19 protein-coding genes are annotated in these 19,793 nt (G+C 59.1%); all 19 read left to right on the top strand.

All coding sequences use genetic code 11. From position 1 onward, the window contains the following. The first annotated feature begins 23 nt into the window (after positions 1 to 23). The 19 genes from pseB (at position 24) to fliG (ending at position 19,791) form a co-directional block, all read left to right on the top strand. Positions 24 to 1,025: a UDP-N-acetylglucosamine 4,6-dehydratase (inverting) gene (gene pseB / locus RHP74_RS22610; RefSeq protein WP_311096331.1), complete on the top strand. Its 1,002-nt coding sequence runs from the start codon at positions 24 to 26 to the stop codon at positions 1,023 to 1,025. Continuing rightward, positions 1,022 to 2,185: a UDP-4-amino-4,6-dideoxy-N-acetyl-beta-L-altrosamine transaminase gene (gene pseC / locus RHP74_RS22605; protein ID WP_311096330.1), complete on the top strand. Its 1,164-nt coding sequence runs from the start codon at positions 1,022 to 1,024 to the stop codon at positions 2,183 to 2,185. The genes pseB and pseC overlap by 4 nt, the downstream gene beginning before the upstream one ends. Before the next feature lie 21 nt (positions 2,186 to 2,206). Beyond that, positions 2,207 to 2,902, top strand: a complete 696-nt coding sequence (gene pseF / locus RHP74_RS22600) for a pseudaminic acid cytidylyltransferase (protein WP_311096329.1) — start codon at positions 2,207 to 2,209, stop codon at positions 2,900 to 2,902. After that, the gene (gene pseG, locus RHP74_RS22595; RefSeq protein ID WP_311096328.1) at positions 2,899 to 4,404 is read left to right on the top strand and encodes a UDP-2,4-diacetamido-2,4,6-trideoxy-beta-L-altropyranose hydrolase; all 1,506 of its coding nucleotides are present in this window, start codon (positions 2,899 to 2,901) and stop codon (positions 4,402 to 4,404) included. Before pseF ends, pseG begins: the two co-directional genes overlap by 4 nt. After that, on the top strand, positions 4,397 to 5,449 hold the full coding sequence (gene pseI / locus RHP74_RS22590; RefSeq protein ID WP_311096327.1) for a pseudaminic acid synthase: 1,053 nt from the start codon (positions 4,397 to 4,399) through the stop codon (positions 5,447 to 5,449). Before pseG ends, pseI begins: the two co-directional genes overlap by 8 nt. A 228-nt stretch (positions 5,450 to 5,677) precedes the next feature. Continuing rightward, positions 5,678 to 6,604 (top strand): ketoacyl-ACP synthase III, encoded by a 927-nt coding sequence (locus RHP74_RS22585; protein ID WP_010456985.1) that lies wholly within the window; start codon positions 5,678 to 5,680, stop codon positions 6,602 to 6,604. Positions 6,605 to 6,687: 83 nt separating this feature from the next. Continuing rightward, on the top strand, positions 6,688 to 7,980 hold the full coding sequence (locus RHP74_RS22580; RefSeq protein ID WP_288113255.1) for a motility associated factor glycosyltransferase family protein: 1,293 nt from the start codon (positions 6,688 to 6,690) through the stop codon (positions 7,978 to 7,980). Beyond that, the gene (locus RHP74_RS22575) at positions 7,977 to 8,243 is read left to right on the top strand and encodes a hypothetical protein (protein ID WP_221107055.1); all 267 of its coding nucleotides are present in this window, start codon (positions 7,977 to 7,979) and stop codon (positions 8,241 to 8,243) included. Before RHP74_RS22580 ends, RHP74_RS22575 begins: the two co-directional genes overlap by 4 nt. A 249-nt stretch (positions 8,244 to 8,492) precedes the next feature. Further along, positions 8,493 to 9,338, top strand: coding sequence for a flagellin domain-containing protein (locus RHP74_RS22570; protein WP_221107054.1), 846 nt, complete (start codon positions 8,493 to 8,495; stop codon positions 9,336 to 9,338). A 72-nt stretch (positions 9,339 to 9,410) separates the two neighbouring features. Further along, a complete protein-coding gene (locus tag RHP74_RS22565; RefSeq protein ID WP_221107052.1) occupies positions 9,411 to 9,779 on the top strand; it encodes a flagellar protein FlaG in 369 nt (122 codons plus the stop codon). A gap of 82 nt (positions 9,780 to 9,861) precedes the next feature. Further along, entirely contained in the window at positions 9,862 to 11,319 is a 1,458-nt protein-coding gene (fliD, locus tag RHP74_RS22560; protein ID WP_311096326.1) for a flagellar filament capping protein FliD, read from the top strand. A 127-nt stretch (positions 11,320 to 11,446) separates the two neighbouring features. Beyond that, entirely contained in the window at positions 11,447 to 11,842 is a 396-nt protein-coding gene (fliS, locus tag RHP74_RS22555) for a flagellar export chaperone FliS (protein WP_288113257.1), read from the top strand. 10 nt (positions 11,843 to 11,852) lie between these two features. Next, on the top strand, positions 11,853 to 12,149 hold the full coding sequence (locus RHP74_RS22550) for a hypothetical protein (protein WP_010456970.1): 297 nt from the start codon (positions 11,853 to 11,855) through the stop codon (positions 12,147 to 12,149). A gap of 173 nt (positions 12,150 to 12,322) precedes the next feature. Continuing rightward, the gene (locus RHP74_RS22545) at positions 12,323 to 13,798 is read left to right on the top strand and encodes a sigma-54 dependent transcriptional regulator (RefSeq protein WP_010456968.1); all 1,476 of its coding nucleotides are present in this window, start codon (positions 12,323 to 12,325) and stop codon (positions 13,796 to 13,798) included. Between the two features lie 128 nt (positions 13,799 to 13,926). After that, positions 13,927 to 15,132 (top strand): PAS domain-containing sensor histidine kinase, encoded by a 1,206-nt coding sequence (locus RHP74_RS22540; protein ID WP_172791447.1) that lies wholly within the window; start codon positions 13,927 to 13,929, stop codon positions 15,130 to 15,132. Positions 15,133 to 15,137: 5 nt separating this feature from the next. Beyond that, the gene (locus RHP74_RS22535; protein WP_010456964.1) at positions 15,138 to 16,517 is read left to right on the top strand and encodes a sigma-54 dependent transcriptional regulator; all 1,380 of its coding nucleotides are present in this window, start codon (positions 15,138 to 15,140) and stop codon (positions 16,515 to 16,517) included. Positions 16,518 to 16,647: 130 nt separating this feature from the next. Next, complete coding sequence (fliE, locus tag RHP74_RS22530) at positions 16,648 to 16,977, top strand: flagellar hook-basal body complex protein FliE (RefSeq protein WP_010456962.1); 330 nt, start codon at positions 16,648 to 16,650, stop codon at positions 16,975 to 16,977. Between the two features lie 14 nt (positions 16,978 to 16,991). After that, on the top strand, positions 16,992 to 18,779 hold the full coding sequence (gene fliF / locus RHP74_RS22525) for a flagellar basal-body MS-ring/collar protein FliF (protein ID WP_169856637.1): 1,788 nt from the start codon (positions 16,992 to 16,994) through the stop codon (positions 18,777 to 18,779). After that, positions 18,772 to 19,791, top strand: a complete 1,020-nt coding sequence (fliG, locus tag RHP74_RS22520) for a flagellar motor switch protein FliG (RefSeq protein ID WP_007894195.1) — start codon at positions 18,772 to 18,774, stop codon at positions 19,789 to 19,791. The genes fliF and fliG overlap by 8 nt, the downstream gene beginning before the upstream one ends. The last annotated feature ends 2 nt before the right edge of the window (positions 19,792 to 19,793 follow it).

The following is a 19,793-nucleotide window of genomic DNA, read 5'->3' as shown; positions in this document are numbered from 1 at the left end:
TGACAGGTAAAAGGACTCAAGGCATGTTCAACGGTAAATCGATTTTCATCTCTGGCGGCACTGGTTCGTTCGGGCGCAACTTCATCCGCCGCTTGCTGGAGCAATACCAGCCCAAGCGCGTGGTGGTGTTTTCCCGCGATGAGCTCAAGCAGTACGAGATGCAGCAGACGTTCAATGCGCCGTGCATGCGTTACTTCATCGGTGATGTGCGCGACGCCGACCGTTTGCGTCAGGCCATGCGCGGCATCGATTACGTGGTGCACGCCGCGGCCTTGAAACAAGTGCCGGCGGCGGAATACAACCCCACCGAATGCATTCGTACCAACGTCAATGGCGCGGAAAATATCATTGCCGCGGCCATCGATAACGGCGTGAAGAAAGTCGTCGCGCTGTCTACCGACAAGGCAGCCAGCCCGATCAACCTTTACGGCGCGACCAAATTGCTGTCGGACAAACTGTTCGTGGCCGCCAATAACATTGCCGGTGAACAGCAGACTCGATTTGCCGTGGTCCGCTACGGCAACGTGGCGGGTTCGCGGGGTTCGGTCGTGCCATTCTTCAGTAAGCTTATTACCGAAGGCGCAACCGAACTGCCCATCACCGATGAGCGCATGACGCGCTTCTGGATCACGCTCGATCACGGTGTGCAGTTTGTGCTCGACAGCTTCGCCCGCATGCACGGTGGTGAAGTGTTTGTGCCGAAGATTCCATCGATTCGCATCGTTGATCTGGCGTTGGGCATGGCTGAACACTTGCCGCACAAGAACGTCGGCATTCGCCCGGGTGAAAAACTGCATGAGTTGATGGTGCCTCTGGACGACGCGCGAATGACCCTGGAGTTCGTCGATCACTACACCATCCAGCCGTCGATTCGTTTCACCAGCGTCGACGTGGATTTTGCCGTCGACAAACTGGGCGAGCAGGGCCGGCCGGTGAGCGAAGACTTCGAGTACCGCTCCGACACCAACCCACACTTCCTTTCGGTGGGCCAGATTGCCGACCTGCACGCCGGGTTGCAGGCATGATTCCCTACGGTCGGCAAAGTCTAGATCAGGCAGACATCGACGCGGTGGTTGCTGTGTTGCAGTCTGACTGGCTGACTCAAGGGCCAACCATCGAGCGTTTTGAACAGGCCATGGCCGAGCGCTGCCAGGCCGATTTCGCGGTGGCGGTGTGCAACGCCACGGCCGCGCTGCACATCGCTTGCCTGGCGGCTGGGCTCGCGGTGGGCGACCGTTTGTGGACCACGCCGAACACCTTTCTGGCCTCCGCCAATTGCGGTCGCTACTGCGGAGCGGAGGTGGATTTCGTCGACATCGATCCGCTGACCTGGAACCTCGATACCTTCGCGCTGGAATCGAAACTTGAAGCCGCCGAGCGTGACGGTACGCTGCCGAAGGTTTTGGTGGCCGTGGCGTTTTCTGGCCAAAGCTGCGACATGCGCAAGATCGCTGAACTGGCTGAGCGCTATGGCTTCACCGTCATCGAAGACGCCTCCCACGCGGTGGGTGCATCCTATGCCGGACGTCCAGTGGGGTGCTGTGAATTCGCGGCAATGACAGTGTTCAGTTTTCATCCGGTGAAGATCATCACCAGCGCCGAAGGGGGAATGATCCTCACCAATCGTTTGGACCTGGCCGAGCGCTTGCAGCGCTTGCGCAGCCACGGCATGACCCGCGATCCGCAGCAGATGACAGAGCCGAGCCACGGTCCCTGGTACTACCAGCAAGTCGAGCTGGGTTTCAATTACCGGATCACCGACCTGCAAGCGGCCCTCGGGTTATCACAACTGAACAAACTCAACGACTTCATCGAACGCCGTCGTGAGCTGGCGGCGCGTTATGACCGGTTGTTGGCCTACTTGCCGCTGACCTTGCCCAGTGCGCAACCCGAGGCCGGATCGGCATGGCATTTGTACGTGGTGCGGTTGCAGACAGATCGCATCAATCTCAGCCATCGACAAGTATTCGAAGGTTTGCGAGCGGCGGGTGTCGGTGTGAACCTGCACTATATTCCGGTGCACTTGCAGCCGTACTATCGCGACCTGGGTTTTGCCGAAGGTGATTTTCCGCAAGCCGAGCGTTATTACGCCGAGGCCATCAGCCTGCCGATGTTTCCCTTGCTGAGCGACGAACAGCAGGACTATGTGATCGAGCAACTGCGGCGACTGACTCTTGAAGAGTAGTGCCTTGAACAGGAGTGAATCTTGAGCTGCATAGCCATCATTCCGGCCCGGGGCGGCAGCAAGCGAATCCCGCGCAAGAACCTCAAACCGTTCGACGGCGTGCCGATGATCGTCCGCTCGATCTGTACGGCGCTGGATTCGCAGCTGTTCGATCAGGTGGTCGTCAGCACCGACGATGAAGACATCGCCGAGGTCGCGCGGGTGCACGGTGCTCAGGTGCCGTTCATGCGTCCGGCGTCGTTGGCCGACGATTTCACCGGCACGGCGGCGGTGATGGTGCATGCCTTGAATGAGCTTGCGGCGTTCGACTATGCCTGTTGTATCTACGCGACCGCACCCCTCTTGCAGGCACGGTTTCTGCGTCAGGGCTTTGAATTGCTGGAGCAGAACCCGGATAAATCCTTCGCGTTTTCCGTGGCCGGTTTCGGCTTTCCCGTGCAGCGTGCCTTGACCCTCGACGAACACGGCGCGTTGACGTCGTTGTACCCGGAATTTCGCAACACCCGCTCGCAGGACCTGGCCGAAGCCTTTCAAGATGCGGGGCAGTTCTACTGGGGGCGCAGCGAGGCCTGGTTGCGCGGCGATGTATTGTTTTCCCCGGCGAGCCTGCCGGTGATTCTGCCGCGGCATCTGGTGCAGGACATCGATACCCTCGAAGACTGGAAACGCGCTGAATACCTTTACGCCGCGTTGAAGGCTGGAGGCGAGCTGCAATGAGGGTGCTGATTCGCTCCGACGCATCGCCGACCATTGGCAGCGGGCATATCGCTCGCTTGTTGCCCCTGGCCAGAACCTTGCGCAAGCAGGGTTCACATGTTGCCTTTGCCTGTCGCCTGCTGCCGGGTCATCGGTTGGACAGTCTGGCGGCCGAAGGTTTTGAAACCTTCGCGCTGCCAGGGCGTTATCCCGATGAAGACCCGCAGCAAGGCATCGAATCCATGCTGCCGTGGCAGGCGGACATCGACGCGTTGGCGCAGGCATTGGAAAGCCATCCGCCGTTCGACTGGATCATCGTCGATCACTACGGCCTCGACCATCACTGGCAAACGGCGGCCCGGCGCTGGGCGCTACGGATCGCTGCGGTGGATGATCTTGCCACTCGCCAGTACGCCGTCGACCTGCTGCTCAACCAGAACCTGTCGGGCACACCAGCGGCCTATGACTCACTGCTCACGCCTGGCTGCCACACCTTGTTCGGCCCACGTTTCGCGATGCTGCGCGATGAGTTCCGTTGCCCGGCGATCCCGATCAAACCGCAGGCCAAGCGGGTGTTGGTGAATTTCGGCGGCTTCGATGCGGCGATGCAGACTCATCACGCGATGCTGGCCATGGCGGATTTCGATGCGCTGGAAGTCGATTTCGTTGCCGGAGCCGACAACCCGGCCTGGGACGATATGCAGGCCATGGCGGCGACTCGGCCGAACTGGCGCTTGCACAGTTTTGTCAGCGACTTCTACCGGCTGATGACCGAGGCCGACCTGTTTGTCGGTGCCGGTGGCGGGACAAGTTGGGAGCGGGCGGCCATGGGGCTGCCGACGATTTGCATTGCGGTCTCGAACAATCAGCAGGCCAATGGCGAGGTCATGGCCGCTTCGGGTGCCCATGTCTACCTGGGCCCTCGTGAGCAGGTGAGCATCGAGCAACTGCGCCAGGCCATCGGTTTTGTCGCGGGCAATCAGGGGATACGCCAGAGCCTGGCCGATCATTCGCGGCAATTGGTGGATGGTCGGGGGGCGCAGCGGGTGGCAGCAGCGTTGGCCGGTGCGGTGTTGCAGATCCGTCTCGCGACCGCAGACGATGCACGGCTTCTGTTCCACGGACGCAACGCCGAGGCGGTTCGGCGCTGGTCGCTGGACGCCGGGGCGATTGAATGGTCGTCGCATCAACATTGGCTGGCCGCCAGTTTGAATAATGCGCGGCGCTTGCTGTTGATCGCCGAAACCGATGACGGTCCGGTGGGGGTGTTGCGTTATGACGTGCGCGGTTTTGAAGCCGAAGTCTCGATTTATCTGTTTGAAGATCGCATCGGCCTGGGCTGGGGCAGGGCGCTGCTGGTCCGCGGCGAGACGTTCGTGACGGCTCACTGGCCGCAACTGACGGCCATCACCGCCCAAGTGTTGCCGGACAACCAGCCTTCGCTGAAGGTGTTTCGCGAAGCCGGTTTTACTCAGAGTGCTTGCGCGTTCACGCGCGTATTAAAGGAACGCAGCAATGACTAGCTTCAAGATCGGCAACCGCTCCATCGGTGCCGACGCGCCGCCGTTCATCATCGCCGAGATGAGCGGCAACCATAACCAGTCGCTGGACATGGCGCTGCAAATCGTCGAAGCGGCGGCCAAGGCCGGTGCGCATGCCTTGAAGCTGCAAACCTACACCGCGGACACCATGACCCTGGACCTGGCCGAAGGTGAGTTCTTCATCAAGGACCCCAAGAGTCTGTGGGCCGGAACCTCGTTGTACGCGTTGTACGAGAAAGCGCATACGCCGTGGGAATGGCACGCGCCGATTTTCGCCCGGGCCAACGAACTGGGCATGCTGGCGTTCTCCACGCCGTTTGATGACAGCGCCGTCGACTTCCTCGAAAGCCTCGATGTGCCGGCGTACAAGATCGCCAGTTTTGAAAACACCGACCTGCCGCTGATTCGCCGGGTCGCGGCCACCGGCAAGCCATTGATTATCTCCACCGGCTTGGCCAGCATCGCCGAGCTCGACGAAACCGTGCGCGCTGCCCGTGAGGCGGGATGCAAGGACCTGGTGCTGCTCAAATGCACCAGCACGTACCCGGCAACACCGGCCAATAGCAATGTGCGCACGATTCCACATTTGCGTGAATTGTTTGGCTGCGAGGTCGGCCTGTCCGATCACTCCATGGGCGTCGGCGTTTCTGTGGCCGCCGTGGCGCTGGGAGCGACTGTGATCGAAAAGCACTTCACCCTCGACCGTGCGGCCGGGGGGGTGGACGCCAGTTTCTCCCTGGAGCCGGCCGAACTGGAAAGCCTGGTGATCGAAACCGAGCGTGCCTGGCAGGCTATGGGCCAGGTGCATTACGGGGTGACCGAGGCCGAGCGCAAGTCCCTGGTGTACCGACGCTCGCTCTATGTCACGCAAGATATGGCGGCCGGAGAGCCGTTTACCGTCGCCAATCTGCGTGCCATCCGTCCTGGCCTGGGGCTGGCGCCCAAACACGCCGAAATCCTTCTGGGCCGCCGCGCCCGCCACGCCATCCAGCGTGGAACCGCGCTGGACTGGTCGTTGGTCGAATAACGCCTTGTCGGTCTGTTTCGGCAAAATAGCGTGACCTGCGAGTCATAACGCGCATCTTCACTGTATTGTATAAATCGGGGAGGTGGCGCCTGGTCTCTGTTTGGCCCAGTGATAGCCTTTTATTCTTCCCGTTGTCGCCTCCATGGGGCGACGTTTTTCACTGTTTGTCGGCGCCCCTCGAATCATTACGAGCGGTGGTATTGGGCTGTTTATTATTGGGAAGCCGTAATGATTGGCATAAAAAGCATTGCGAGCTACGTTCCTGTAGCCGGCGTGGACAATTACGCACAAGGTGCAAAATTCGAAAAGGATGAAGAGTTCATCCTGGGCAAAATCGGTTCGGCCTTCCTGCCGCGTAAAGACGCCGGGCAGGAAACGTCGGACCTGTGTGTCGAAGCAGCCAACGCGCTGTTCGCCAACAACCCTGACTTGAAGCGTGAATCCGTCGATGTGCTGATCGTCGTCACCCAGAACGGCGACGAAGAAGGTTTGCCACACACGGCCGCCATCGTTCAGGACAAGCTGGGCCTGCCGACTACCGTGGCGGCGTTCGATATTTCCCTGGGCTGCTCCGGCTACGTCTACGGCATCTACGCGATCAAAGGCTTCATGGAAGCCGCTGGCCTGAAGAATGGCTTGCTGATCACCGCCGACCCTTATTCGAAGATCGTCGACCCGGAAGACCGCAACACCACCATGCTCTTCGGCGACGCCGCCACCGCGACCTGGATGGGCGAAAACGCGCCCTGGCAGCTGGGCAAAGCCAAGTTCGGCACCGACGGTTCCGGTGCGCCGCACTTGAAAGTCACCGACGGCGTGTTCTACATGAACGGTCGCCAGGTGTTCAACTTTGCACTGCTCAAAGTCCCGGCGCACTTGCATGAGCTGCTGGCTGACTCGCAACTGACCGCTGATGACATCGACGCCTTCTGCATTCACCAAGGCAGCGCCGCGATTGTCGACGCCGTGGCGCGCCGCTTCGAAGGCGAGCCGGAGAAGTTCATCAAGGACATGGTCGAGACTGGCAACACCGTGTCGTCGAGCATTCCGCTGCTGTTGGAAAAACACGTGCTGGACTCCGACTGGAAGCGCGTTGCGCTCAGCGGTTTCGGCGTTGGCCTGTCCTGGGGCTCGGCGATCCTCTACCGCCCTTGAGCTTCTAAAAGCCAGACACAAAAAAAGCGTTCAAGGTGTAACCTTGAGCGCTATTTTTTTGCCCGAATGAAAAGCGAGGCTTCATGAGCGAGTTCTTTGAGCGCAACGCTGAGGTCATACAGCGCCGCTGGCCAGCCGTGGCCGAGCGTCTGCTGACCGAAGATCCGGGCCCGTTGCAGGCCGATCTGGTGGAAGGGCTCGGCTCGACCCTGAGCATCAACGGTATCCAGCTGACCAGTCGCCATGACCGCACCCGCGAAGCACAGCTTCAGGCTGAAAGCCTGCCGGTCGACAGTCCGGTGTTGCATGTTTACGGCGCGGGGCTGGGTGATCTGCAACTGGAACTGCTGCAGCGTTCGGCGCTGATTCAGCTGCATGTGCATATCCTCAACGGCGCAGTGTTTGCGTTGGTCTTGCAATTGCTCGATCAGCAGCCGTGGCTCAGTGATTCACGTGTCCAGCTGCACTACGCTGGTGATTTGGCTGAAATCTGTTTGCCGTTCTTTGCCCTGCCTTCAGAGCTGGTGCTGGCCGATGACTACAACGCCAGGATCCGCGACCGCTTGATCAGCGAAACCCATCTGACGTTCAACAACCGTGAGTTCGATCCGGACAATCCGGAAATAGCGGCACGCCTGCTGGAAAGTGTCGAACAGATCCGCATTGATAACGACGCCGCGCAGTTGTTCGCAACACACGCTGGTCAGCCGATGTTCGTCATTGCCACCGGCCCGAGCCTGGAACAGCACTTTGTGACCTTGCGATCAATTCGCGGTCAGACTCCGCGACCCCTGTTCGTTTGTGTCGATACCGCTTACCGGCCGCTGATCGAGCATGGCATCAAGCCGGATGTGGTCGTCACGATTGATCAGCGTATCTCGCAGCGTCACCTGCCACCCGAGGACAGCGCAAATACCACACTGGTCTACATGCCGCTGGTGGACCCTGTCGTGTTGCAGGCCTGGCAAGGCAAACGCTATGTCGCCTACTCGGCAAGCCCTGTTTTTCGGGATCTGCGCGAGCAACTCCCTCGCGCCGGGCTGTTTGCAGGCGGCAGCGTGATTCATCCGGCGGTGGACCTGGCGGTGAAAATGGGTGCCAGTCAGATCACGCTGTTCGGGGCTGACTTCGCGTTCCCCAATAACAAGACCCATGCCGGCTGGAATGATGGCGAGCTTGGCCCGCAATTGGGCGCAGCTCGCCATTGGGTGTTGGACGGGAATGGGCAGCGGGTCAAGACACAGCTCAATTTCCGCAGCTACCTGAGTGAGCTGGAGCGCTATATCGCTGCGCAGTCACAAGTAGTCTTCTACAACAGCAGTCGGGCCGGGGCCATGATTGCCGGTACGACATTTCATCCGGAGTTCAGTCGATGACCGAAGTGCCACTCGTTGATCAGGCCCGGCAATGTTCAGCGTTGTTTCGCCTGGGAAGAGATGTCGAGGCGGCGCTGGTCATGGTCGAGGTAGCGGAGCGGGTGCAGTCGCGGGTCGGCGGGGCAGACAGCCAGCTCGCGTCCCGGTGGGTGGAGTTGCTGACAAGCATACTGGATAGCCAGGAACGACAGGATTGGTTGGCACTGGCGGACTACCTTGAATACGAACTGGTTGATTTGCTGGCGGCTGTCAATTCTGCGTAATGCCGTGGCGGATCAGCGGGAGCGGAGCTGTAAGAATGGGTTGTGGCAGTTCTCTGGCGTCATTTTTTGGTGGTTGGATCGTCGCTAGGCCCCGGTTTTAAAGGGGGTGGCAGGGTGATGGCAAAAAATTTTCAAAATCCCCTAAAGCAACCTGAGTTGGCGACGATAACTATTACGAAGGTTCTCTAGGCCATACCGGGCGGTTGCCAGGGCCGGAAGCCGCAGTACCCAACCAACGAGGAATTCGTCATGGCTTTAACAGTAAACACCAACACTACTTCGCTGAACGTTCAGAAAAACCTGAACCGTGCTTCCGATGCTCTGTCGACTTCGATGACTCGCCTGTCTTCCGGCCTGAAAATCAACAGCGCCAAAGACGACGCCGCCGGCCTGCAAATCGCTACCCGTATGACTTCGCAAATCCGTGGTCAGAACATGGCTATCAAAAACGCCAACGACGGTGTTTCGATCGCTCAGACCGCTGAAGGCGCTCTGCAAGAGTCGAGCAACATTCTGCAGCGTATGCGTGAAATCGCACTGCAAGCGCGAAACGATTCCAACGGCACTGCTGACCGTACCGCTCTGGACAAAGAATACCAACAGTCGATCGCTGAGCTGACCCGTATCGCTCAGTCGACCAACCTGAACGGTAAGGCGCTGATCGACGGTTCTGCTGGTGCGATGGAGTTCCAGGTAGGTTCTAACACTACTTCCGACAACCAGATCACTCTGACCCTGTCGACCAGCTTCGACGCCAGCGCCCTGGGCATGACCGGTACTGTCATTTCCGGTGTTGATAACGCAACTAACCACACTAACGTTGATGCCTCTATCTCGGCTATCAACGCTGCTCTGGATAACATCAACGCCACTCGCGCTGACCTGGGTGCTGCTCAGAACCGTTTCTCGACTACCATTTCCAACCTGCAGAACATCAACGAAAACGCCAGTGCTGCACTGAGCCGCGTACAAGATACCGACTTCGCTGCTGAAACTGCACAGCTGACCAAGCAACAAACTCTGCAACAAGCTTCCACCGCAGTTCTGGCTCAGGCCAACCAACTGCCATCCGCTGTACTGAAACTGCTTCAGTAATAGCCGGATGAGTTTTGGCGGGGGAGTGCGTATACGTGCTCTCTCGCTTTTTCAGTTTAAGAGGTGATGGACATGGATATGAGCGTTAAGCTGAACTTGTCTTATCCAGCTGCGAAGCCGGCGACGACCGTTGCTGACAAGCCGGTGGAGAAGCCTCGAGCCGATGCCCTTGTGGTGGCGCCGGTCAAGGATGAACAAAAGCAAGACTCGGTATCCGAACGGGACAAGCTCAAGATGGCCGTTCAGGAAATTGAAAAGTTCGTTCAGTCGGTCAAACGCAATCTGGAGTTCTCGATCGACGAGCCTTCAGGCAAAGTAATCGTCAAGGTTATTGCCAGTGACTCGGGTGAGGTGGTTCGCCAAATCCCCAATGAAGAAGTCCTGAAACTGGCTAATAGTTTAAATGATGCAAGCAGCCTGTTGTTCAGCGCGAAAGTCTGACAGCTGGCATGAATATTGTTGCCATGTTCTTTTGGACGTTGTAGTGGTCAAAAGACCGGCGACACACTGAAGGGAGATATACATGGCAAGTCCAATTCTACCGGGCACGGGTTTAGGCTCCGGCCTTGATACCGGTGCTATTGTCAAAGCCTTGGTCAATGCCGACAAAGTAGCCAAGCAGAGCCAGATCGATCGTCAGACGACCTCCAATACCGCGCAGATTTCCGGTATCGGTAGTCTGAAAAGCGTCCTGGCGAATTTCCAGACTGCAATCAAGAATCTGGGCAATACGCAAACTCCGCAATTCCTGGGTTACAACGCCATCTCTGCAGACGCGAAAGTATTGACCGCTGTAGCCACCAACACGGCCGTCAACGGCACTTACGTGATCAAGGTCTCTAATATTGCGACCTCGTCCAAAGTAGCTACTGCAGCCTTTGCTGGCGGTACCAGCAGTGCCATTGCGAGCGGCACGCTCAATATCACGCAAAACGGCGTTTCCAGTTCTGTAACCATTCCGGCAGGCGCGACGTTACAGTCGGTTCGAGATGCGATTAACACCCAGCAGGGCGCAAACGGCTTCAGTGCCAACATCGTGACCGACTCGTTTGGCTCGCGTCTGGTGATGGGTTCCACGGTGACCGGTGCCGGTTCCGATATCACCCTCAGCGGTATCGCGGGTCTGGAGATCAATGCCGGCCAGCAAATGGGTGCAACACCGACAGCTACTTCGGCGGGTGCCATCGGCGAATTCGCGGTGGATGCCAAGTTCACTGTGGACGGGCTCGCGCTGAGCAGCAAAAGCAACAAGGTTGACGGCAACAAGGTTGACGCGGCCATTTCCGGCTTGACCCTGAATCTGGTCGCCGGTGGTGATGCAACCACGACGGTAACGGTCGGCCCGAACAGTGATGGTCTGAAAAAGTCCATTCAAGCTTTTGTTGATGCTTATAACCAGGTTGTGACCAGTGTTAACGCGCTGACCAAGCCCTCCCTGGATGACGACGGCAAACCGACCATTGCTGCTGCACTGACCGGTGACCCGTTGGCGCGCGGCATTCTGGCATCGATTCGTTCGCCGTTGGTCACTACCGGTGCGGGTGACAAACTCACTGTTCTGTCGCAATTGGGTATCACCACCAATCAGAAAACCGGTGCGCTGGATTTCAATAGCGCCAAGTTCACAACCGCGATGGATACCCAGAAACTCGGTGGCGAGGTTCAGAAGCTGTTCCTGGGCGACCCGACGGCGACTGGCGATGCCGCCAAAGGCCTGTTAACGCGCATGAACGATGCAATCACCCCATACACGGTCACTGGCAATGAGGGTGTCCTCGATGCCCGTTCGACTAGCCTGGCCAAGGTCAAATCCAGTCTTGCCAACCAGCAGGCGGCGCTGGATCGCCGTATCGAGACCCTGACGGCCGTGCTGACCAAAAAGTACAACGACATGGATTCTCTGGTCGGTAAACTCAAGGCCACTGCCAGCAACATCACCTCGATGTTTGAGGCAATGAATGCGCAGAAAAACGCCTCATAGCGCATAAGCGCCAAAAGCCCGGCAGCGGATTCCGCTTGTCGGGCTTTTTTTTGGGGGGGTCTAAAGAATTTTGACGCCGTGTCGATACACTGGCTATACGAATCACAGAGTTTTGATGAGGTACAGCATGAACCCGATGTTAGCCCTTCGGCAGTATCAGAAGATTGGCGCGCAAGCCCAGACTTCCGAGGCCAGTCCTCATCGTCTGGTGCAAATGCTTATGGAAGGCGCTCTGGATCGCATCGCTCAGGCCAAAGGTGCCATGGAGCGCAAGGATGTCGGCAACAGGGGTGTTCTGATCGGCAAGGCCATCGGCATCATCGGCGGTCTGCGGGAAGGTCTGGATCTGGAAAATCAGGCTGAATCGGTAGGCGAGCTGGATAATCTCTATACCTATATGATGAAGCGTCTGGCTGAAGCCAATATCAAGACCGATCCAAAAATCCTCGACGAAGTCGCCGACCTGCTTCGCACGGTCAAAGACGGTTGGGATGCCATTGCCGCGCCGGGTCCGCAGTTTTAAGGAGAGCACCATGAGTCTTGTCTTGCAGCGAATCGAACTAACCCGCGATGCCCTCGTCGGTGCATTGGCCGAGCGCAACTGGGAGGCTATTAGTGAATTGGACCTGGCTTGCCGTTCCTGCATGGAAGACGTCTTGAGTGAAGCTTCGGTGGATGAGGTCGCGTTGCGCGACAACCTTGAGGAGTTGCTGGGCGTGTATAAACAGCTTCTGGAGGCGGCGACAGGGGAGCGCCAGGCGATAGTCGACGAGATGTCGCAGATCCATCAAGCACAGAGCGCGGCAAAGGTTTACCATCTGTTTGGTTAATTAACCCTCAGTTAATCCAAACATAGTGCGCCATAAATTTGACTGTGCACGGTTTTTTGACTTAACTAGTGGCTGGTACCAGATTTCAGTCGTCTACAGGCATAACGTGTCTGCAAGCGTCTAGCTTGCCCCCTCATTTTGGGCATTGAGTTGACTAGGGAAGTTGCTATTGCATGTGGCGTGAAACCAAAATTCTGCTGATTGACGACGATAGCGTCCGCCGCCGCGATTTGGCGGTGATTTTAAATTTTCTTGGCGAAGAAAATTTACCCTGCGGTAGCCATGACTGGCAGCAGGCTGTCGGCTCTTTGTCCTCAAGTCGTGAAGTGATCTGTGTCCTCATCGGGACGGTCAATGCTCCTGGCGCACTTCCGGGCCTGTTAAAGACACTCGCAACCTGGGATGAGTTCCTTCCGGTTTTGTTAATGGGCGATAATTCTTCCATTGACTTGCCTGAAGACCAGCGTCGCCGAGTGCTTTCGACCCTCGAAATGCCACCCAGCTACAGCAAATTGCTCGACTCGCTGCACCGTGCGCAGGTCTATCGCGAGATGTACGACCAGGCCCGCGAGCGCGGTCGTCATCGTGAACCCAACCTTTTCCGTAGCCTTGTCGGCACCAGCCGGGCGATTCAGCACGTCCGTCAGATGATGCAGCAAGTGGCCGATACCGACGCCAGTGTGTTGATCCTTGGCGAGTCCGGCACCGGCAAGGAAGTGGTCGCGCGCAACCTGCACTACCACTCCAAGCGTCGTGACGCGCCGTTCGTTCCGGTCAACTGCGGGGCGATCCCGGCCGAGTTGCTGGAAAGCGAATTGTTCGGCCACGAGAAAGGCGCTTTCACCGGGGCGATCACCAGCCGCGCCGGGCGTTTTGAGTTGGCCAATGGCGGCACCCTGTTCCTCGACGAAATTGGCGACATGCCGTTGCCGATGCAGGTCAAGTTACTGCGCGTGTTGCAGGAGCGCACCTTCGAGCGCGTGGGCAGCAACAAGACCCAGAGTGTCGACGTGCGCATCATTGCGGCGACTCACAAGAATCTCGAAAGCATGATCGAGATCGGCACGTTCCGCGAAGACTTGTACTACCGCCTGAACGTGTTCCCGATCGAGATGGCGCCGCTGCGCGAACGTGTCGAAGACATCCCGTTGCTGATGAACGAGTTGATCTCGCGCATGGAGCACGAGAAGCGTGGTTCGATCCGCTTCAACTCGGCGGCGATCATGTCGCTGTGCCGTCACGGTTGGCCGGGCAACGTTCGCGAACTCGCCAACCTGGTGGAACGCATGGCGATCATGCACCCCTACGGGGTGATCGGCGTGGTCGAGCTGCCGAAGAAATTCCGCTACGTCGATGATGAAGACGAGCAACTGGTCGACAGCCTGCGCAGTGATCTTGAAGAGCGGGTGGCCATCAACGGTCATACCCCGGACTTCACCGCCAACGCCATGCTGCCGCCGGAAGGCCTGGACCTCAAAGACTACCTCGGTGGTCTGGAGCAGGGCTTGATTCAGCAGGCGCTGGATGATGCCAATGGGATCGTGGCGCGTGCCGCAGAACGCCTGCGTATTCGTCGTACCACGCTGGTGGAGAAGATGCGCAAGTACGGCATGAGCCGTCGCGACGGTGATGAACAGGCGGATGATTGACGCCTGTTTTTCAAGTTGTTCATTTGTAGGCGGTTTTTTTTAGGCACGGGTATTGCTACATCCCTCGCAACGTTCCGTTTAACTGACGGTCAGCCTAGCGAGAGAGCACGATGCCCCAAGCCGCCCAGATGTCTCCTGTCCCTGATGCTTCGGGGCAACCGTCGTCCGTAGAGCAGGCAAGCCGGCTTGGACTTGAGCAGGCGTTCTCGCTGTTCAACCAAATGTCGAGCCAGCTGACTGATTCCTACAGCATGCTGGAAGCCCGGGTCACCGAGCTCAAGGGTGAGCTGGCGGTGGTCAGCGCTCAGCGCATGCAAGAGCTGGCGGAAAAGGAACGTCTGGCCAACCGTCTGCAAAACCTCCTCGATCTGTTGCCTGGCGGCGTCATCGTCATCGATGCCCAGGGCATTGTGCGTGAAGCCAACCCGGCGGCCTGCGAGTTGCTCGGCCTGCCCCTCGAAGGCGAGCTCTGGCGCCATGTCATTGCCCGTTGCTTTGCTCCTCGCGAAGACGACGGTCACGAAATCTCTCTGAAGGACGGTCGACGTCTGTCGATCGCCACTCGTTCGCTGGATGCCGAGCCCGGGCAGTTGGTGTTGCTCAACGACCTGACCGAAACCCGTCATCTGCAAGATCAGCTGGCTCGCCACGAGCGCCTGTCGTCTCTCGGCCGAATGGTCGCCTCGCTGGCCCATCAGATTCGGACGCCGTTGTCCGCCGCGTTGCTCTACGCCAGTCATTTGACTGAGCAGGAATTGCCGGTCGCCACGCAGCAACGTTTTGCCGGGCGCCTGAAAGAGCGGTTGCATGAGCTGGAACATCAGGTTCGCGACATGTTGGTGTTCGCGCGGGGCGAGCTGCCGTTGACCGACCGCGTCACGCCCAAGCAATTGATGCAGTCGCTGCAATCGGCGGCACTGACTCATGTTCAGGATTTGCCGATTCGCTGGCAGTGCGACAGTCATGCCGGAGAACTGCTGTGCAACCGCGACACCTTGGTCGGCGCAATCCTTAATCTGATCGAGAACGCCGTTCAGGCCAGTGCCGGTGATGTCCGCTTGAAAGTGCATTTCTATGCCAGGGGAAACAACCTGCGGGTGTGCATCAGTGACAACGGCAGCGGCATCGACGGCAAAGTACTGGCGCGCTTGGGTGAGCCGTTTTTCACCACTAAAACCACCGGGACTGGCCTGGGCCTGACCGTGGTCAAGGCCGTGGCCCGTGCTCATCAGGGAGAATTGCAGTTGCGCTCGCGGCCGGGTCGCGGCACCTGCGCGCAGGTCATCCTGCCACTTTTTTCCGGTGAACAGCCTAATGCTCAGGGAGCGGAGTGAGGGACATGGCAATCAAGGTTTTGCTGGTCGAGGACGACCGCGCGCTACGCGAAGCACTGGCCGATACGCTGCTGCTCGCGGGGCACGATTACACGGCCGTCGGTTCGGCTGAAGAGGCGCTCGCGACGGTTGGCAATGAGGCCTTCAGCCTGGTGATAAGCGACGTCAATATGCCGGGCATGGACGGCCATCAACTGCTCGGTTTGCTGCGAACGCGTCAGCCGCAATTGCCGGTGTTGCTGATGACCGCTCATGGCGCAGTCGAGCGGGCCGTCGATGCGATGCGCCAGGGCGCGGCGGATTATCTGGTCAAGCCGTTCGAGCCCAAAGCCTTGCTCGACCTCGTGGCACGGCACGCACTGGGCACGCTCGGTGCGACCGAGAGCGAAGGGCCGATCGCCTTCGAGCCGGCCAGTGTGCAATTGCTGGAACTGGCCGCGCGGGTCGCGCGCAGCGATTCGACGGTATTGATCTCCGGCGAGTCCGGGACCGGTAAAGAAGTGTTGGCGCGTTATATCCATCAGCACTCCCATCGCGCCAGTCAGCCGTTCATTGCGATCAACTGCGCGGCGATCCCCGACAACATGCTCGAAGCCACTTTGTTCGGTCACGAAAAAGGTTCATTCACTGGCGCCATCGCGGCGCAGGCCGGCAAGTTCGAGCAGGCCGATGGCGGAACGATCCTGCTCGACGAAATTTCTGAAATGCCCCTCGGGCTCCAGGCCAAATTGCTGCGGGTGTTGCAGGAGCGTGAAGTCGAACGGGTCGGCGCACGCAAGCCGATCTCCCTGGATATACGGGTCGTGGCGACCACCAACCGTGACCTGTCCGGTGAGGTGTCGGCGGGGCGGTTCCGTGAAGATCTCTTCTATCGATTGTCGGTATTTCCGCTGGCCTGGCGTCCGCTGCGCGAGCGTACCGCCGACATCCTGCCGCTGGCCGAGCGTCTGCTGGCCAAACACGTCAATAAAATGAAGCATGCCGCTGCGAAACTGTCGCCCGAGGCGCAGGCGTGCCTGATCGGTTACCCGTGGCCGGGCAACGTGCGTGAACTGGATAACGCGATCCAGCGCGCCTTGATTCTGCAGCAGGGTGGTTTGATCCAGCCCCAGGATTTCTGCCTGTCCGGACCGGTGGCTTGTGCGCCGTTGCCGGCGTTGGCGCCGGTGCGGGTCGTGGAGGTCGAGGCTGAATCGGCCGGGGCGTTGGGTGATGACCTGCGTCGCCGTGAATTCCAGATGATCATCGACACCTTGCGTTCCGAGCGCGGCCGTCGCAAAGAAGCGGCTGAGCGATTGGGCATCAGCCCACGCACCTTGCGCTACAAGCTGGCGCAGATGCGCGATGCCGGGATGGATGTGGAAGCTTATTTGTTCGCGACTTGATTCGTTCGCCAACAAAGCCCGGGAAGCGCTTTTGTTCAGAGCAGCCACGGAGCTGGCACCCTTGTTGCTAACACCTCACTACCCGCCGAGTGAGTGTCAAAAAATTGCGGGTCGCCAACGAGAGTAGACCATGAGCCAAGGTATTGAATTTAATCGGTTGATGCTGGACATGCGCTCCATGCAAATGGATGCCATGTCTGCGCCTAAATCGACTGCCGCAGTCCCTGAACTGGGTGGCAGCAGCTTTTCCGACATGCTCGGTCAGGCTGTCAATAAAGTGAACGACACCCAGCAAGCGTCCAGTCAGTTGGCCAGTGCCTTCGAGATCGGCAAAAGTGGCGTCGACCTGACGGATGTCATGATTTCCTCGCAGAAGGCCAGCGTGTCTTTTCAAGCGTTGACCCAAGTGCGAAACAAGCTGGTTCAGGCATACCAAGACATCATGCAGATGCCGGTTTAAGGACGAATTGAGTCATGGCAGAAGCAGTCGCCGATAACGTTCCGGCCAAGGCCACCCCAGTAGACGGCAAACCGCCGCTGTTCGGGTTGTCCTTCCTGGAAAACCTCTCCGAGATGACCATGTTGCGTCAGGTGGGCCTGTTGGTCGGCCTGGCTGCGAGCGTGGCGATTGGTTTTGCCGTGGTGCTGTGGTCGCAGCAGCCGGACTACCGGCCTCTGTACGGCAGTCTCGCCGGTATGGACGCCAAGCAGGTCATGGATACCCTGGCCGCCGCCGATATTCCCTACACTGTTGAACCCAACTCCGGTGCCTTGCTGGTCAAGGCCGAAGACCTGTCCCGTGCACGGCTCAAGCTCGCGGGCGCTGGTGTCACTCCCAGCGATGGCAACATCGGTTTTGAAATCCTCGACAAGGACCAGGGCCTGGGGACCAGCCAGTTCATGGAAGCGACCCGTTATCGTCGCGGCCTCGAAGGCGAACTGGCGCGGACCATTTCCAGCCTGAACAACGTCAAGGGCGCTCGCGTGCACCTGGCGATTCCGAAAAGCTCGGTGTTCGTGCGTGACGAACGCAAGCCAAGCGCTTCGGTGCTGGTTGAACTGTATTCCGGCCGCTCGCTGGAGCCGGGTCAGGTGGTGGCGATCATCAATCTGGTCGCGACCAGCGTTCCCGAACTCAGCAAATCCCAGATCACCGTGGTCGACCAGAAGGGCAACCTGCTGTCGGATCAGGCGGAAAATTCCGAACTGACCATGGCCGGCAAGCAATTTGACTACAGCCGTCGCATGGAAAGCATGCTGACCCAGCGCGTGCACAATATTCTGCAACCGGTGCTGGGCAACGACCGCTACAAAGCCGAAGTCTCGGCCGACGTGGACTTCAGCGCTGTCGAGTCGACCTCCGAGCAGTTCAACCCGGATCAACCGGCGTTGCGCAGCGAGCAGTCGGTCAACGAACAACGCACTGCCAGCAATGGCCCGCAAGGTGTGCCGGGTGCCCTGAGCAACCAGCCGCCATCGCCAGCTTCCGCGCCGCAGACCACCGGTGGCAGCACCGCGGCAGCCGGCATGGTTCAGCCAGGCCAGCCGTTGATCGATGCCAACGGTCAGCAAATCATGGACCCGGCCACCGGCCAGCCGATGCTGGCGCCGTATCCGGCGGACAAGCGTCAACAATCCACCAAGAACTTCGAACTCGACCGTTCGATCAGCCACACCAAACAACAGCAGGGCCGTTTGAATCGCCTGTCGGTGTCGGTGGTGGTGGATGATCAGGTCAAGATCAACGCCGCCAATGGCGAGACCACCCGTGCGCCGTGGAGCGCCGATGAATTGGCGCGCTTCACTCGCCTGGTGCAGGACGCCGTCGGTTTCGACGCGAGCCGGGGTGACAGCGTCAGCGTGATCAACATGCCATTCTCCGCCGAGCGCGGTGAAGTGATTGCCGATATTCCGTTCTACTCCCAGCCTTGGTTCTGGGACATCGTCAAGCAAGTGCTGGGTGTCTTGTTCATCCTGGTGCTGGTGTTCGGTGTGCTGCGTCCGGTGCTCAACAACATCACCGGTGGCGGCAAAGGCAAGCAACTGGCCGGCATTGGCAGCGACGTGGAACTCGGTGGCATGGGCGGCCTGGACGGCGAACTGGGCAACGACCGCGTCAGCCTCGGTGGTCCGCAAAGCATCCTGCTGCCGAGCCCGAGCGAAGGCTATGACGCACAGTTGAATGCAATCAAGAGTCTGGTGGCAGAAGATCCGGGTCGCGTGGCCCAGGTCGTGAAAGAGTGGATTAACGCAGATGAGTGATAACCGAGCCGTTGCCGCCAAACTGACCAAGGTCGACAAAGCCGCGATTCTGCTGCTGTCCCTGGGTTCGACCGATGCTGCCCAAGTGTTGCGCCACATGGGGCCCAAAGAGGTCCAGCGAGTCGGCGTGGCCATGGCGCAGATGGGCAACGTCCATCGCGAGCAGGTCGAACAGGTCATGAGCGAGTTCGTCGACATCGTCGGCGACCAGACCAGCCTGGGCGTCGGCTCCGACGACTACGTGCGCAAAATGCTCACCCAGGCACTGGGCGAAGACAAGGCCAACGGCCTGATCGACCGCATCCTGCTGGGCGGCAACACCAGCGGCCTCGACAGCCTGAAGTGGATGGAACCGCGCGCCGTCGCTGATGTGATCCGTTACGAGCACCCGCAGATCCAGGCGATCGTCGTGGCCTACCTCGACCCGGATCAGGCTGGTGAAGTGCTTGGCAACTTCGACCACAAGGTGCGTCTGGACATCATTCTGCGGGTCTCCTCGCTGAACACCGTGCAGCCAGCGGCCCTGAAAGAACTCAACCAGATTCTCGAGAAGCAGTTCTCCGGCAACTCGAATGCCTCGCGCACCACCCTGGGTGGCATCAAGCGTGCGGCCGACATCATGAACTTCCTCGACAGCTCGATCGAAGGCCAGCTGATGGACTCGATCCGCGAAGTCGACGAAGACCTGTCCGGTCAGATCGAAGACCTCATGTTCGTGTTCAACAACCTGTCCGATGTCGACGACCGCGGGATTCAGGCGTTGCTGCGCGAAGTGTCCTCCGACGTGCTGGTGCTGGCCCTCAAGGGTTCGGACGAAGGCGTCAAGGAAAAGATCTTCAAGAACATGTCCAAACGAGCGGCCGAACTGTTGCGCGACGACCTCGAGGCCAAAGGCCCGGTGCGCGTCAGCGACGTGGAAACCGCGCAGAAAGAAATCCTCACCATTGCCCGCCGTATGGCCGAAGCCGGAGAAATCGTTCTCGGCGGGAAGGGCGGCGAAGAGATGATCTAAGG

Source organism: Pseudomonas sp. SG20052 (genome assembly GCF_031766055.1).
Taxonomy (GTDB): Bacteria; Pseudomonadota; Gammaproteobacteria; order Pseudomonadales; family Pseudomonadaceae; genus Aquipseudomonas; species Aquipseudomonas mandelii.
Note: the sequence above shows the minus strand (reverse complement) of the source record. Positions and strands in the feature narration are given on the sequence as shown.